We start from the raw sequence: 14525 nt of genomic DNA, 5'->3' as shown, positions 1-14525 counted from the left end.
GCATCCAACGCCGAAGCCCGCCGGACGCTCGGTCTGGCAGGGGTGGGGAGCGCCTCTCCCCTTGATTGGCGCCGGAATTCTTCGCAAACATGCCCCGATTAACGGAGCTAAATGATGCCGCGCGTCACAGCCACCCACCCCCATTGGACGGATGATCTCTTATTGTCAGATGAAAGTGATGCTGTGCATCACAGCAACGGGGAGCGCGCCGGCCGATACGAGCGAGACGGCACGACGCTGCGCGTGTTTTGGGACCGCTATCCAGCAGAGACATTCATTGATATCGGGGGCGTATACGCGCAGAACACGCTGATTGAAGGCGCGCCGTCGCTGGAAGATCTACGCATCTTACAGGCGCACGGGATGCCGGTTAAACCGACCCGAGTATCAGTCATGATTCCTGGGATCTGCTACGAGGTGTCTCTGCGCCTCGATGACAGCGATGTGGCGGCGTTCCGACAGGTCTTTTCCGTGCGGGAATACGATGCGGCAAGCCTGCCCGACCATGCGGACTACATTGTGGATCTTGGAGCGAATATCGGACTCGCGAGTGTGTTTTTCGGCACGCGCTACCCTCAGGCGCGCTTAGTCGCGGTCGAACCAGATGGCGGCAACTTCGCGCTACTGCAAGCCAACATCAGGGCGCTCGGGACCAGGGCCGCCGCCGTTCGTGCGGCGATCTGGAAGGAGAACGGCGAGATCAATCTGAAGACGCGGGAGCCTGACGGCGCTCGTCTCCACTCCTGGGGCATTCAAGTCACCGAAGAGCACTCTGAAAGCTCCGAGAGCGTGCGAGCAGTGCAACTCGACTCCCTCATGGCGGAGAGTGCTCTGCCGATGATCGACATCCTGAAAGTGGATATCGAGGGAGCGGAACTCGAACTGTTCACGAGCAAACCGCAGCGTTGGCTTCCGCGCGTGCGCTACCTCCTGATCGAGACCCACGATCGCTTCCGCCCAGGCAGCAATGCGGCGGTGACCCATGCTCTCGCGACAGATTTCGACGAACTCGACCCGATCGGCGAGAGCAGAATCTTCCGGCGAAAAACGTGAGGCCGAGCCGGGGCCGCCAGCCCACTACTTGAACCCAATGAATTTAACATAATCTTCCTTCTGCGATGTTTGGCAGGGCGGGTCCGGGTCGCTCTCAAACTCCTCGCAGCCTGGCTGGACAATGCCAGCCCCGACGCCACATCCTGCCGTAACTGCCGCGCTCCCATCGCCGAGGAACTCCGCCCCATGCCCCAGCCCCGAAGACGCCGGCGCATTGGCCGTGCCGCGACGATTGCCGCCGGCCTCGCCTTGCCTGCCGTGCTGCTGGCCGGCTGCGTCGGGCCGCTGCGCCAGCACCCGATCGGCAATCCGCATGTGCCGCAGCCGCTCAAAAGCGTGGATCTCAGCCGCTACCTCGGCCGGTGGTATGAAATCGCCCGCTACGAGCAGGTCTTCGAGAAGGATTGCGAGGCGGCGACGGCGACCTACAGCCTCCTCCCCTCCGGGCGCATCGCCATCGTCAATGCCTGCGAGGGGCCGGATGGGCGGCCGCGAGTGGCGCGGGCGCGCGCCTATGTGGTGCCCGGCAGCGGCAATGCCAAGCTCAAGGTCAGCTTCTTCTGGCCGCTCTATATCGGCAATTACTGGATCATGGACCATGCCGACGATTACGCCTGGGCGATCGTGGGCGATCCTTCCGGCCGCTATCTCTGGCTGCTCGACCGGAGGGCGGTGCCGACGGCGGCCGAGGTCGAGGCGCTCTACGCGCGGGCCAGGGCGCTCGGCTACGACACCGCGATGCTCCGCCGCACCCGCCAGCCCTGACGCGGCGCGGCGCGGCACGCCCAGGGCGCCTCAGGGGGCGAGATAGACCTCGACCGGCCGGCGGCAGGCCGCCATCATCTTCTGGCAGGGCACGCTTTCGCAATCATCGGTGATGATGCCGCCATACTGCGTCTGATGCGCCATCACCGCCTGCTGCTTGAGGTCCGCCTGCTCGGGAATGTCGAGCAGCCAGCCCGCCGGGGCCGCGGCTTCCACCGCGATCTCGTCATCGAGGGACCAGCTGTCGAGCGGATAATAGAGCAGATCGAGCCCGGCGCGCAGCGCAACATGCTCCGCCAGCATCGCGGTTGCCTCATGATCAGCATGGCCGTCCGCCGGCCAGGGCGCGATGACGAGGTTGCAGCCATGGGTCTCGCAAATGCCGGCGAGGCGCCGCGCGGCGAGCTGGAAGACCGGCCCGGCGATCGGCAGATCCTCGCAATCCTCATGGCCGAGGAACCAGGTATGGCCGGCAGGCAGGCCGAGCAGACGTAGCGAGCGGCGGCTCTCCTCCTCCCGCATCTGGCGCAGCCGCTCCGGCGGAAACTCCTTGGAATTCGGGTGCGAATGGCTGCCATCGGTCATGATGACGACTTCGGGAATAACCCCGGCCGCCGTGCATTGCGCGATGAGGCCGCCGCAGGCCAGCACCCCATCGCTCGGATGCGGCGCCAGGATCACCGGCAGCCGGCCTTGCAGAAGGCCATCCAGCCCGACATGGGGCAGTTCATTCCACGCTTTGCGTAACGCACCCATCCGCAGCATGTGATCCGCTGGCTCCCCTCTCCCTGCGGCCGGCACCGAAGCTTGAGCCCGACCACCCGCGAGGCGAGGCTAGCATGGATTGGCCAGCGCCGTCATGCGTGCCCGAGATGGCGGAAACGGCGCCAGGCGCATCAGGGCCCGGATCTGCCGACGCTTGCCGCGCGCTTAGCGAAACTGCGGCGGATGCTGCCAGAGATCGGCCACCTCGCCGGCCACCGCCTCCGCCCCGCGCCGCAGGAAGCGCAAAAGCCCGCCCCGCCGCCGCGGCCGCAGCCAGAGGCCGCGCAGCTTGGCGCCGCCCCATTCGCGCAGCAGCCCATCCACATCGCCGAGGCGATCGACCAGCCCGGCCTCCTCAGCGCGCGAGCCGATCATATAGCTGCCGTCGAACAGCATCTCCTCGGGCAGGGTGAGTTTCGCTCCCCGCCTCTGCCGCACCCAGGCCTTGAAATGGCCGTGCAGATCGTCGAGCAAGCCTTGCAGGAAGGCAACGTCATCGGGGTTTTCCGGGCTGAACGGATCAAGCCGCGCCTTGTTGCGCCCGGCGGTGTGCAGCCTGCGGTCGATATCCAGCCGCTCGATGAGGCGATGGACGCCGAAGCCGCCGCCGACGACGCCGATCGAGCCCACGATGCTCATCGGATTGGCGTGGATCTCATCCGCCGCGCAGGCGATCCAATAGCCGCCCGAAGCGCCGACATCGCCGATGACGGCGACGACCCGCACCCCGCTCTCCTCCGCCCGGCGGCGGATGAACTGGGCGATGAGATCGGATTGCACGGGCGAGCCGCCCGGGCTTTCGATCGCCAGGATGAGGCGCTTGCCGGCGGCGCGGCCAAGGGTGAAGCCACGCTCCAGCAGCGGCCCGACCGCCTGCAGATTAAGCGCGCCCGGCCGCCCGGCGATGATGCCGCGCAGTTCGACGATCGGCACGGGCTTCGCCCGCCAGAAGAAGAGACCCACGCTGCTAAACTCCTGCCACGGTCATGTGGCTGATGTCGGCGATCCGCCGGCCGCCGCCGCCGCCGCCGCAGCCTCCGGCCGCGGCGGCCGCTCCACCCGCACATCCAGCGGATGCTGAAGCGCGAGCACATTGCCGCTCGGCATGAGGTGGAAGCCCTTCTCCTGAAAGGCCAGCTTGATGCGGCGGTTGAGTTCGCGCTGGATCGGCCAGCGCATCGTATCGGTGCAGGAGACGCGGCCCATCACGGTCGCGACCCGGCCATCGATATCATTGACGCCCCACAGCCCGAAATCGCCGAGGAAACCGGCCGCATAGGCTTCCTCGGTGCGCATCTGCGCCACGAGATCGACGAGCAGCTGGCCGGCGGCGTCGGTATCCTCCTCGTAGGAGATGGCGACCGAGACGGTGACATTGCCCTGCCCGCGATTGGTGTTGGTGACGGTGGTGACGGAGCTGAAGGGGATGATATGCACCGCGCCATCGCCATCCCGAAGGCGGAGGGTGCGGATGGACAGCTGCTCCACCGCGCCCGAGACGCCGGCGACCGTCACCCAATCCCCGACCTGCATGGCGTTTTCGAGCAGCAGGAACATGCCGTTGATGAAATCCTGCACCAGCTTCTGCGAGCCGAAGCCGAGGGCCACGCCGAAGATGCTGGCGCCCGCGAGCAAAGGCCCGATATTGACGCCGATCTCGCTCAGCACCGTCAGCATGAAGACGACGAGGAGCGCGATGAGCAGCGCATTGCGGAAGAGCGGCACCACCGTGCGCAGCCGCGCCGCGCGCATGACGGCACCCTGGCTCGTCAGCCCGTCGATATAGGTTTGCAGAACGAAGTTCAGCGTTTCCCAGATGACGATGGCGAAGACGAGGGTGAAGGCGATCGTCATCACCGAACTCATCAGCCGGCCGCCGAGATGGCTATCGGCGAACCAGTTGAAGATCGGCAGCCCCCAGATCTGCATCAGCCCGAGGAAGGCGAAGATGAACAGGATGACGTTGAACACATGGTGCAGCGGCTTGTGGTAGCGGGCCGCGCGGGCGGCGATCAGCGCCCGCCGGTCGTCCGAATCCGTATGCCGCAGGGTGAAGGCTTTTTCCAACGCCCCGAGCAAGACGATGTGCAGCACACGGAAGAGGATGAGATAGCCGAGGGTGGACAGGATGAGCCGCGTCGGATGCGCGACGCGGTTGGTGACTTCGTTGGCGAAGAGGAACCAGCCGAGCACGATGATGATGATCGCCTGCCAATGCCAGACAAGAGCGAGCCGTGCCTTGAGGCGCTGCCAGGTGGTGGGATTGGGCCCGAGATCGCCGTGCATCCAGGCCGCCACCTGCCGCCGCCGGGTGATCACCATCCAGATCAGCATGCCGTGGATGACGAGGCTGAACAGACGTTCGATTGCGTTCTCGAGCGTCCATGTCATCCCCGCGACATTGCCGATCTGCACGATCGCGAAGCCGATCAGCACGACGATGGCGATGCGGCGACTCCAGCAGGCGAGGAAGCCGGCGGCATCGTTGGAGAGGTGCAGCAGCCGCAGCTTCGGCACCGGCGCGCAGAAAGTGCCGCGCGCGAGCACCAGCAACAGCCGGCAGAGGATATAGGCGTTGACGATGGCGCTGATCATGAGGCGGACGAAGAGATCCCCGACCAGCGGGCTCGCCAGCAGCAGATTGGTGACGACGAGGAAAGCGAGGATCGGCACCGCATCCACCACCATCGCGGCGAGGATGAAGGGCAGCCGGCGGAGCAGCGGCCAGCCGCTATGGAAGGGGCGCGGCGGGCGCATGGCCTCGGGCGGAGGAAGCTCGGGAAGGTCCGCCGCCGCCTCGGCCGCCGCCTCCGCCCGTTCCTCCTCATGCCCGCGCGCGGCCAGCGCCTCCGCCTCACGCGCCGTCGGCAGCAGGGCCGGCGCTTCGGCCGCGGACATGCTTTCCGCCTCGGTCCCTTCCGCGCCTTCGGCCTCGGCGACATCGGCGGCATGCTCCACCGCCTGCTGCACCGCCTCGCGCGATTGCGCGATCTCGGAATGCGCGGCGCGTTCGGCGCTGCTCGATTCCCGGCCAAGGCGGTGGTAGAGCGGGCGCGTCAGCCGCCGCACCGCATAATCGCTGAGCAGGCCGAGGCCGAGCACGAGGGCAAGCCGCCAGAGCGCGCTCAGGATGACCGAGAGGGTAGCGCGGTTTTCCGGGAGGCCGCTCAGCCAGTTGCCGAACTCGCGATAGTCGAAAACCTTGGTGCCGGTCTGCGCGACATTGACCGCGACATCCTGCAAGACCTTGTCTGCCTGGCTCAGCAGATCGGCGCCGAGGCTGTTCGGCTGCAGCGCCACCTTCTTGCTGGCGGCGGCTGCCGGGGTCGCGGCGGCGGGGGCCGCCGCCGCCGCCGCTGCCGTATGCGGGGCCGCGGCAGCGGCGAGCGGCAGCGCCTTTTCGAGGTTGGAGAGGGTGGTGATGAATTGCCCCCGCCGTGCCGGATCCTGCAGCACGGAGAGCAGTTGGTGCGCCTCACTCGCCGTCAGCCCCGCGGCGGCGGCGGCGGCCTGGCCGGGCGCCCCGGGCACGGCACCGGCAGCCGCCTGCGGCGCCGCGGCGCGCGCCGCCCCGCTCATCAGAGCGAGCCAGAGGCCGAAGCAGAGGCAGAGCGGCAGGAGGAAGGAAGGATGGGCGCGGAAGGCGGCACGGGATCGCATGCACTCCCGCAATCACGCGCGGTCCTGCCTTGTCAATGTCCGAGGCATGACGAAGCTGTGTGGCCTCGGCTCAGAAACCAAGGGCGAGCCCATCCTTCCGCGGCTCCGACCCGGCGATGAGGGTGCCGGCGGCGGGATCGATCCAGATCGCCTGGCCGCCGCCGATCGGCGCATCGCTGACCTCGAGCTGATGGCCGCGGGCGCGGAGGCCTTCGCGGCTCGCCTCCGGCAGCGTCGCCTCGGCCGAGACGATCTGCGAGCCCGGTTCGGGGAAGACGCGCGGCAGATCGAGCGCTGCCTGCGGGTTGAGGCCGAAATCCACGATCTTGGAGACGAGATGCGCCTGGCCCATGGCCTGGTAGTGGCCGCCCATGACGCCGAAGCTCATGCGCAGTTGCTCCCCCTCCGTCATCATGCCGGGGATGATGGTGTGCATCGGCTGGCGGCCGGGCGCGAGGGTATTGGGATGCCCTTCCGCCAGCGTGAAGCTCATGCCGCGGTTATGCAGCAGGACGCCGCTTTCCGGCGCCACGATGCCGCTGCCGAAGGTGTCGAAGATCGAATTGATCAGGCTGACGACGTTGCGGGCGCGGTCCACCACGGTGAGATAGACCGTATCCCGATGCTCGGGCCCGGCGAAGGACGGCAGATCGGGCGCGCGGGCGGCGGGGTCGATCCGTGCGGCAAGCTCGGCCGCGAAGCCCGGCGAGAGGATATGGCGGCCGCTGGCGGGCGAGCCTTCGGCGAGGATCGCGCCGCGCACCGCATAGGCGAGGCGCGCGGCCTCGATTTCGAGATGCAGCCGCGCCGGATCGAGCGGATCGCCGCCGGCCGGGAAATGCGCGAGGATATTGAGAATGAGGAGCGCGATGATGCCTTGGCCCGGGGGCGGGCATTCATGCACCCGATACTGGCGGAAGCGGCTTTCGATCGGCGTCACGCTCTCGCCCCGTGCGGCGGCGAAATCCAGCTCGGTATGCCGGCCGCCTTGCGCCCTGAGGACGGAGACGATTTCCGCCGCCACGCGCCCCTCGTAGAAGGCGGCGCGCCCCTCGGCGGCGATCGCCTTGAGCGTGCGGGCGAGCGCCGGCAGCCGCAGGATCTCGCCCGCCGCCGGCGGCCGGCCCTGCGGCAGGTAGATCGCCGCGGTCTCCGGCCGGGCGCCGAGAAGTGCTGCCTTCTCCGCCCAATCGCGCGCCACCCGCGGGGTGATCGCGAAGCCATCCTCAGCACGAGCGATCGCCGGGGCGAGCACGGTCTTGAGCGGCAGGCTGCCATGCGCGGCGAGGAGGCGGACCCAGGCATCGACCGCGCCCGGCACGGTGACCGCGTGGGGCGAGCCCGCCGGGATCGCGCCGAGGCCGGCGGCGCGGAGCGCCGCGGCCTCCGTCGCGGCCGGGGCGCGGCCGGCGCCGTTGAAGGCGCGCACCGCCGCCCCGCCGCCCGGGGCATAGAGGGCGAAGCAATCGCCGCCGATGCCGGTCATCCCCGGTTCGACCACGCATTGCACGGCGCAGGCGGCGATCGCCGCATCCATGGCATTGCCGCCCTGGCGGAGGATCTCGATGGCGGCGAGCGTCGCTTGCGGATGCGATGTCGCCGCCATGCCATGGATGCCGAGGGCGACGGAGCGGCCCGGCCGCTGAAAATCCCGCTCCAAGGAAAACCGCATGCCTCGCCCCTTCCGCTCCAGCCTGGTCCTCGGCCGAGCTTACTGGCCGGCGGCGAGGAAGGGAAAGAGCGCGCGGCGCGCTTCCTCGTCGGTCTCGGTCTTGAAGGCGTGACGCTCCTTCAGCGCCTCGGCGCGGGCTGCCGCCGGACGGGCGCTCACCCGGTCGAGAAACTGCTTCACGTTAGGAAGATAATCCCAAGAGTCCGGCCCCAGCACATAGGGCACCATCCGCGCCCAGCCCCACAGCGCCATATCGACGATGGTGTAGGTGTCGCCCACTAGGAACTCTTTCCCATCGAGCCGGGCATCGACGATCCCCCAATGGCGCTTCGCCTCGAACACGTAGCGCTGCAGCGGATAGTCCTTCGGCTCGGGCGCGGCATGGCGGAAATGCACGCACTGGCCGGAATAAGGCCCGATCCCGGTCGCCACGAACATCAGCCAGGAGAGCATGGCGCCGCGATCCGCAGGCGCACTGAGGAAGCGGCCGGTCTTTTCGCCGAGGTAGAGGAGGATCGCGTTGCTATCGAAGACCACCTGCCCGTCATCCTCGATCACCGGCACCTTGTGATTGGGGTTGAGCGCGTCATAGGCCGCGCTGTGCTGATCCCCCTTGCGGGTGTCGATCGGTACCGGCTCGTAGGCGAGCCCCGTCTCTTCGAGGAAAAGCGCCACCTTCATCGGGTTCGGCGCCATGTTGTAATAGAATTTCAGCATCGGCAGTCTCCGGTTAAAGGGCGGGCGCGCCCATCTGAACGCGCCCCGTCGGCAGGCGACGCGCGCCGCAGGCCTCGGCGGCGGGACGGCTACAAATTCCCGTGTGGCCTTGACGCGCGGCGGTTCTCGGCAAAGCCTCTCCGCCCATGAGCGAACCTGACACGACGACCCTCGGCCGGCAATTGCACGAGCAGTTGCTGACCATCGACAGCCATATCGACATTCCCTGGCCGCCGGGCCCCAGCCCCTTCGAGGATGGCCCCCGCCGCGTGGACCTGCCGAAGATGCGGCGGGGCGGCCTCGGCGCGGGGTGTTTCGCCGCCTATATCCCGCAAGGCCGGTGCGATCCGGCGGGCTTCGCCGAAGCGCAGGAGCGCGCGCTCGCCATGCTGCGGGCGATCCATGAGATGGGCGAAGCGCGGGCCGAGGCGCAGGGCCTCGCCGGGCGCATCGCGAGCACGGTCGCCGATATCGAGCGCGCGCGGCTGGAAGGTGCGCCCGCGATCATCCCCGCGGTCGAGAACGGCCATGCGATGGGGCTCGACATGGGCAGGCTCGACGCCTTCCGCGACCTCGGCGCGCGCTACATGACGCTGACCCATAACGGCCACAACGCGCTGGCCGATTCCTCGGTGCCGCGGCGCGATCTCGGCGATCCGGCGGCGCGCCATGGCGGGCTTTCCGAACTGGGCCGTGCGACGATCGCGCGGATGAACCGGCTCGGCATGCTCGTCGATGTCTCGCACGCCTCGAAGGAGGCGATGATGCAGGCGGCGCGGCTTTCCGAAACGCCGGTGATCGCCACCCACTCCTCGGTCCGCGCGCTCTGCGATCATCCCCGCAACCTCGATGACGAGCAGCTCGATGCCCTGGCGGCCTCAGGCGGGGTGGTGCAGATTACCCTCGTCTCCTTCTTCCTGCGGGCCGGCAAGAAGGAGAGCGAGGTGACGCTCGCCGATTATGTCGATCACATTGACTATGCGGCGCGGCGCGTGGGGGTTGCCCATGTCGGCATCGGTACCGATTTCGATGGCGGCGGCGGTGTCAGCGGCTGGCGGGACGCGAGCGAGAACCCGGCGTTGACGGCCGAGCTTCATCGACGCGGCTACGACCGCGCGGCGATCGCCGCGCTCTGGGGCGGGAATTTCCTGCGGCTCCTGCGGCAGGCTGAGGAGGCGCAAGCATGAGGACAGTCCCGATGCCGGGCGGCGGCGTAATGCCGGCCCTCGGGCTCGGCACCTGGCGCATGGGCGAGGATCGGCGCCTGGCAGCGGCCGAGGTGCGCGTTATCCAGGAAGCGCTGGAGCGCGGCATTTCCTTGATCGACACAGCGGAGATCTACGGCGATGGCGGGGCCGAGCAGATTGTCGGCGAGGCGCTGCGCGACCGCCGGCGGGAGGAGGCCTTCCTCGTCAGCAAGGTCGCGCCGAGCCATGCGAGCTATGAGGGAACGCTGCGGGCCTGCGCGGGCAGCCTCAAGCGCCTTGGCGTCGATTACCTCGATCTCTACCTCCTGCATTGGCGCGGCAGCATTCCCTTGAGCGAGACGCTGCGCGGCTTCGAGGCGCTCAAGACCGAGGGCAAAATCCGTGCCTGGGGCGTCTCGAACTTCGACGTGGCGGATATGGAAGATATGCCGGCCCCGGCGCAATGCGCGGCCAATCAGGTTCTGTATAACCCGCAAAGCCGCGGGATCGAATTCGATCTCCTGCCTTACGCGCAGGAGCGTTTCGTTCCCGTCATGGCCTATACCCCGTTCGGGCAGGGCGGCCGGGTGCTCAGCCATCCGGTGATCGAAACGATAGCCGCGCGGCACGGAGCCACGCCGGGCCAGGTGGTCCTCGCCTGGGGGCTGCGCCATCCGGGCGTGGTCTCCATTCCCAAAACCGCACGCATCGAGCGTGTGCAGGAAAATCTCGGCGCGCTGTCGCTCCGCCTCACGCCCGAGGATCTGGCGGATATCGACCGCGCCTTTCCGCCGCCCCGGCGCAAGCGCGGGCTGGAAATGATCTGAAGGATGCAAAACCAATGAGCCTCCCCACCCGCAGACTTGGCCGCCAGGGGCTGACCGTTTCAGCGGTCGGCTTCGGCTGCATGGGCCTCAGCCAATCCTACGAGCCGGCGGTTGAATCCGAATCGATCGCGACGCTGCACCGCGCGGTGGAGCTTGGCTGCACCTTCCTCGACACGGCCGAGGTTTATGGCCCCTTCGCCAATGAGGAGTTGCTCGGCCGCGCGCTGATCGGCAAGCGCGCGCAGGTGACGATCGCGACCAAGTTCGGTTTTCGTATCGAGGATGGCAAGATCGCCGGCGTCGATAGCCGGCCCGCGCATATCCGCGCCGTCGTCGATCAATCCCTGCAACGGCTGAGGACCGACCATATCGACCTGCTCTACCAGCACCGGGTGGACCCGAGCGTGCCGATCGAGGAGGTGGCGGGCACGGTCGGCGATCTCGTGGCCGCCGGCAAGGTGCGCTTCTTCGGCCTTTCGGAAGCGGGTGTCGGCACCATCCGCCGTGCCCATGCCACCCATCCGGTGAGCGCGCTGCAAAGCGAGTATTCGCTTTGGGAGCGCAATCTTGAGGCTGAGGTGATCCCGCTGCTGCGCGAACTCGGCATCGGGCTCGTGCCCTTCTCGCCGCTCGGGCGCGGCTTCCTGACGGGCGCGGTGAAGCGGGCGGAGGATTATCCGGAGAGCGACTATCGCCGCACCGATCCGCGCTACCAGGGGGCCAATTTCGACGCCAACATGGCCGCGGCCCAGGCGGTCCGCGAGATCGCGACGGCACGGGGAGCGACGGCGGCGCAGATCGCCCTCGCCTGGATCCTCGCCAAGGGCGAGGATTTTGTTCCTATACCTGGCACCCGCCGCGCCGCCAATCTGGAAGCGAACATCGCCGCCGTGCAGCTCACCCTCAGCGCCACGGAGATCGCCAGCCTGGAAGAAGCGCTTGCGCCGGGCAAGGTTTCTGGACCGCGCTATACCGAGCGGATGATGGCCCTGATCGACCGCTGACCCAGCTAGTCATAAGAAAGGATTCCTAGTTATGCCGAGCGATAAGAATTCTGTCTGGTTCATCACCGGCTGCTCCACCGGCTTCGGCCGCGATCTCGTGACCTTGCTGCTGCGCCAGGGCTATTCGGTCGTCGCCACCGCGCGCGACGTGACGAAGATCACCGGCCTGGTGGACGGGCATGAGGATCGGGCCCTCGCCCTCGCCCTCGATGTGACCGACCAGGATGCGATCCGCCATGCGGTGAAGCAGGCGGAGGAGAAGTTCGGGCAGATCGACGTGCTCGTGAACAATGCCGGCTATGGCTACTTCGCCGGCATCGAGGAAGGCGAAGACCCTGCCGTCCGCCAGATGTTCGACACCAACGTCTTCGGCCTCGTCGATATGACCAAGGCGGTGCTGCCCGGCATGCGCGCGCGCCATGCCGGCTTCATCGTCAACCTCTCCTCGATCGCCGGGCTGCGCGCCTTCCCGGGCAGCGGCTACTACTCGGCGAGCAAGCATGCGGTGGAGGCGATTTCGGAATCCCTGTCCCAGGAAGGGGCGCCTCTTGGGATTAAAGTCCTGCTGGTGGAGCCCGGCCCCTTCCGCACGGATTTCGCCGGCCGCTCGCTCGTGCGCTCCAAGACGGTGATCGCCGATTACGACAGCACGGTGCATGCCCGGCTGCGCATGATGCAGGGCTATAGCGGCACCCAGAAGGGCGACCCGGTGCGCGCCGCGCAGGCGATCATCGATGTCGTCGCCTCCCCCAACCCGCCGCTGCGCCTCGTGCTCGGCCAGATGGCGCTCGATGGCGCGCGGCAGAAGCTCGACATGCTCAAGAGCGATTTCGATGCCTGGGAGGAAACGACGCTCGGCGCCGATTTCCCCGATGGCGAATAAGCAAGGCGGAACCTGTTCGATGAAGCAGCGTAAACTCGGCGCGCACGGCCCGCTCGTCAGCGAGATCGGCCTCGGCTGCATGGGCATGTCCGCCTTCTACGGCGGGCGGGATGAGACGGAATCGATCGCGACGCTGCAGCGCGCGGTGGAACTCGGCGTCACCTTCTTCGATACCGCCGATATGTACGGCCTCGGCGCGAACGAAACCCTGGTCGGCCGCGTCCTCGGCCCGGTGCGCGAGCACGTGGTGATCGCGACGAAATTCGGCAACACCTGGGATGCCGAGGGCAAGCGCGGCCCGGTGCGGGGGGATGCGGCCTATGTGCGCGCCGCCTGCGAGGCGAGCCTCAAGCGGCTCGGCCTCGACGTGATCGACCTCTACTATCAGCATCGCGTCGATCCGCGCGTGCCGATCGAGGAGACGGTGGGCGCGATGGCCGATCTCGTCCAGGCCGGGAAGGTTCGCTATCTCGGCCTTTCCGAGGCGGGGCCGGAGACCATCCGCCGCGCCCATGCGGTGCATCCGATCGCGGCGCTGCAGACCGAATATTCGCTCTGGAGCCGCGAGCCGGAAGCCGAGATCCTGAAGGTGACCCGCGCGCTCGGCATCGCCTTCGTGCCCTATAGCCCGCTCGGCCGCGGCTTCCTCACCGGCCAGATCAAGAGCCCGGCCGATCTCGAAGCGGATGACTGGCGGCGGAACATGCCGCGCTTCCAGGGGGAGAATTTCCAGAAGAACGTGGATCTCGCCGGCAAGATCCAGGATTTCGCGCGCGCCCGGGGCTGCACGCCGGGTCAGCTCGCGCTCGCCTGGGTGCTGGCACAGGGCGAGGACATTATTCCTATACCTGGCACCAAGCGCCGCGCCTATCTGGAGGAGAATCTCGGCGCCGCCGCGATCACGCTGACGGCCGAGGAGCGCGCCGAGATCGACCGCATCCTGCCTGCCGATGCTTTCGCGGGGGATCGTTATCCGGCCGAGGGGATGAAGGCGGTGGGGCTCTGAGCCACCGCCAACAGGCCGCGGGGCCGGCCGCCGCGGGGTCACGGCCCCGCGGCGGCCATCGGGTGCAGGTTCTGGCGCCCGAGGCATTCCGCAACGGGCCTTAGCGCCCTGCCCTCCCTCCCCTATGCTGCGGCCATCTTGCGAGGGGATGGATAGGAATGACGAAGCCCGTGATCGGCCTGGTCTGCGATGTGAGGGCCGATGCCGGCCATGTCGCGCATCTGGTGGTCGAGAAATACATCTATGCCGTGGCGGCCGGCGCCGATGCGCTGCCCATCCTGCTGCCGGGCCAGCTCTCCGATAGCGAAGGCAGGCCCGATCCCCGGGGCATCGACTATGCGGCGATCCTCGCAGTGGTGGACGGCATCTTCCTGCCCGGCAGCCCCTCGAACGTCGCCCCGCCGCTCTATGGCCGACCGCCGGAAGATCAGGTCCAACCGGCCGATCCGCATCGCGATGCGCTCTCGCTCGGCCTCATCCGCGCCGCTTTCGCCGCCGGCGTGCCGATGCTCGGCGTCTGCCGCGGCTGCCAGGAGATGAACGTGGCCTTCGGCGGCACGCTCCACCCGAAACTGCACGAGGTGGCGACCACCCCGCTCGATCATCGCTATGACCATAGCCTGCCGGTGTCCGCGCAATATGCCCCGGCGCATGATGTGCGCCTGGAGCCGGGGGGCCTGTTCTCGACCTGGGTTGAGGGCGCGACGGAATGGCGCGTCAACTCCTTGCACGAGCAAGGGGTGGACCGGCTGGCCGAGGGGCTGGCGGTGGAAGCCCGCGCCCCCGATGGCGTGGTGGAAGCCTTCCGCCACCCGGGCGCGCGGGCCCTCACCCTCGCCGTGCAATGGCACCCGGAATGGCTGTTCGGGCAAGATGCGCTCTCCCGCTCGATCTTCCGTGCCTTCGGCGAAGCTGCCCGCACGCGGCGCGCAGCCAAGGCGGATGCGGGCTTGGCGGCGCTGCGGGCGCGATGAGCGGCGGAGGCG

The 14525-nt window shown here is 68.0% G+C and carries 13 protein-coding genes; 8 read left to right on the top strand and 5 right to left on the bottom strand.

The window, feature by feature from the left end; translation table 11 throughout:
• Positions 1 to 111: 111 nt before the first annotated feature.
• Both ACYQ7X_RS14910 and ACYQ7X_RS14905 read left to right on the top strand, forming a co-directional pair.
• On the top strand, positions 112 to 1053 hold the full coding sequence (locus tag ACYQ7X_RS14910; RefSeq protein ID WP_459697853.1) for an FkbM family methyltransferase: 942 nt from the start codon (positions 112 to 114) through the stop codon (positions 1051 to 1053).
• Positions 1054 to 1239: 186 nt separating this feature from the next.
• Positions 1240 to 1818: a lipocalin family protein gene (locus ACYQ7X_RS14905; RefSeq protein ID WP_459697852.1), complete on the top strand. Its 579-nt coding sequence runs from the start codon at positions 1240 to 1242 to the stop codon at positions 1816 to 1818.
• A gap of 30 nt (positions 1819 to 1848) precedes the next feature.
• Here the strand turns inward: ACYQ7X_RS14905 and ACYQ7X_RS14900 are convergent, their stop codons facing one another.
• The 5 genes from ACYQ7X_RS14900 to ACYQ7X_RS14880 all read right to left on the bottom strand — a co-directional run bounded on the left by ACYQ7X_RS14900 (position 1849) and on the right by ACYQ7X_RS14880 (position 8632).
• A complete protein-coding gene (locus ACYQ7X_RS14900) occupies positions 1849 to 2574 on the bottom strand; it encodes a PIG-L deacetylase family protein (RefSeq protein ID WP_459697851.1) in 726 nt (241 codons plus the stop codon).
• Between the two features lie 174 nt (positions 2575 to 2748).
• Positions 2749 to 3546 carry a S49 family peptidase gene (locus tag ACYQ7X_RS14895; protein WP_459697850.1) on the bottom strand — a complete coding sequence of 266 codons (798 nt, stop codon included), beginning with the start codon at positions 3544 to 3546 and terminating at the stop codon, positions 2749 to 2751.
• A 21-nt stretch (positions 3547 to 3567) separates the two neighbouring features.
• Positions 3568 to 6243: a mechanosensitive ion channel domain-containing protein gene (locus ACYQ7X_RS14890; RefSeq protein ID WP_459697849.1), complete on the bottom strand. Its 2676-nt coding sequence runs from the start codon at positions 6241 to 6243 to the stop codon at positions 3568 to 3570.
• Positions 6244 to 6313: 70 nt separating this feature from the next.
• Positions 6314 to 7915, bottom strand: a complete 1602-nt coding sequence (locus ACYQ7X_RS14885) for a gamma-glutamyltransferase family protein (RefSeq protein ID WP_459697848.1) — start codon at positions 7913 to 7915, stop codon at positions 6314 to 6316.
• A 39-nt stretch (positions 7916 to 7954) separates the two neighbouring features.
• On the bottom strand, positions 7955 to 8632 hold the full coding sequence (locus ACYQ7X_RS14880; protein ID WP_459697847.1) for a glutathione S-transferase family protein: 678 nt from the start codon (positions 8630 to 8632) through the stop codon (positions 7955 to 7957).
• 146 nt (positions 8633 to 8778) lie between these two features.
• On the opposite strand from ACYQ7X_RS14880, the gene ACYQ7X_RS14875 reads away from it, so the two are divergent.
• The 6 genes from ACYQ7X_RS14875 (at position 8779) to ACYQ7X_RS14850 (ending at position 14513) form a co-directional block, all read left to right on the top strand.
• Positions 8779 to 9819 (top strand): dipeptidase, encoded by a 1041-nt coding sequence (locus ACYQ7X_RS14875; protein ID WP_459697846.1) that lies wholly within the window; start codon positions 8779 to 8781, stop codon positions 9817 to 9819.
• The gene (locus ACYQ7X_RS14870; RefSeq protein ID WP_459697845.1) at positions 9816 to 10646 is read left to right on the top strand and encodes an aldo/keto reductase; all 831 of its coding nucleotides are present in this window, start codon (positions 9816 to 9818) and stop codon (positions 10644 to 10646) included. The genes ACYQ7X_RS14875 and ACYQ7X_RS14870 overlap by 4 nt, the downstream gene beginning before the upstream one ends.
• Positions 10647 to 10660: 14 nt before the next feature.
• Complete coding sequence (locus ACYQ7X_RS14865) at positions 10661 to 11650, top strand: aldo/keto reductase (protein ID WP_459697844.1); 990 nt, start codon at positions 10661 to 10663, stop codon at positions 11648 to 11650.
• Positions 11651 to 11681: 31 nt separating this feature from the next.
• Positions 11682 to 12533, top strand: a complete 852-nt coding sequence (locus ACYQ7X_RS14860) for an oxidoreductase (protein ID WP_459697843.1) — start codon at positions 11682 to 11684, stop codon at positions 12531 to 12533.
• Positions 12534 to 12552: 19 nt separating this feature from the next.
• On the top strand, positions 12553 to 13539 hold the full coding sequence (locus ACYQ7X_RS14855; protein ID WP_459697842.1) for an aldo/keto reductase: 987 nt from the start codon (positions 12553 to 12555) through the stop codon (positions 13537 to 13539).
• A gap of 158 nt (positions 13540 to 13697) precedes the next feature.
• Positions 13698 to 14513, top strand: coding sequence for a gamma-glutamyl-gamma-aminobutyrate hydrolase family protein (locus ACYQ7X_RS14850; protein WP_459697841.1), 816 nt, complete (start codon positions 13698 to 13700; stop codon positions 14511 to 14513).
• The last annotated feature ends 12 nt before the right edge of the window (positions 14514 to 14525 follow it).

Source organism: Acidisoma sp. C75 (assembly GCF_054665095.1).
The sequence above is the reverse complement of the archived record's forward strand: the minus strand, read 5'-3'. Positions and strand labels throughout refer to the sequence as shown.

Excerpts from the sequence above, each read along its gene's own strand:
- ACYQ7X_RS14910 (WP_459697853.1), top strand. The coding sequence starts at position 112 with ATGATGCCGCGCGTCACAGCCACCCACCCCCATTGGACGGATGATCTC.
- ACYQ7X_RS14905 (WP_459697852.1), top strand. The coding sequence starts at position 1,240 with ATGCCCCAGCCCCGAAGACGCCGGCGCATTGGCCGTGCCGCGACGATT.
- ACYQ7X_RS14900 (WP_459697851.1), bottom strand. The coding sequence starts at position 2,574 with ATGGGTGCGTTACGCAAAGCGTGGAATGAACTGCCCCATGTCGGGCTG.
- ACYQ7X_RS14890 (WP_459697849.1), bottom strand. The coding sequence starts at position 6,243 with ATGCGATCCCGTGCCGCCTTCCGCGCCCATCCTTCCTTCCTCCTGCCG.
- ACYQ7X_RS14885 (WP_459697848.1), bottom strand. The coding sequence starts at position 7,915 with ATGCGGTTTTCCTTGGAGCGGGATTTTCAGCGGCCGGGCCGCTCCGTC.
- ACYQ7X_RS14880 (WP_459697847.1), bottom strand. The coding sequence starts at position 8,632 with ATGCTGAAATTCTATTACAACATGGCGCCGAACCCGATGAAGGTGGCG.
- ACYQ7X_RS14875 (WP_459697846.1), top strand. The coding sequence starts at position 8,779 with ATGAGCGAACCTGACACGACGACCCTCGGCCGGCAATTGCACGAGCAG.
- ACYQ7X_RS14870 (WP_459697845.1), top strand. The coding sequence starts at position 9,816 with ATGAGGACAGTCCCGATGCCGGGCGGCGGCGTAATGCCGGCCCTCGGG.
- ACYQ7X_RS14865 (WP_459697844.1), top strand. The coding sequence starts at position 10,661 with ATGAGCCTCCCCACCCGCAGACTTGGCCGCCAGGGGCTGACCGTTTCA.
- ACYQ7X_RS14860 (WP_459697843.1), top strand. The coding sequence starts at position 11,682 with ATGCCGAGCGATAAGAATTCTGTCTGGTTCATCACCGGCTGCTCCACC.
- ACYQ7X_RS14855 (WP_459697842.1), top strand. The coding sequence starts at position 12,553 with ATGAAGCAGCGTAAACTCGGCGCGCACGGCCCGCTCGTCAGCGAGATC.
- ACYQ7X_RS14850 (WP_459697841.1), top strand. The coding sequence starts at position 13,698 with ATGACGAAGCCCGTGATCGGCCTGGTCTGCGATGTGAGGGCCGATGCC.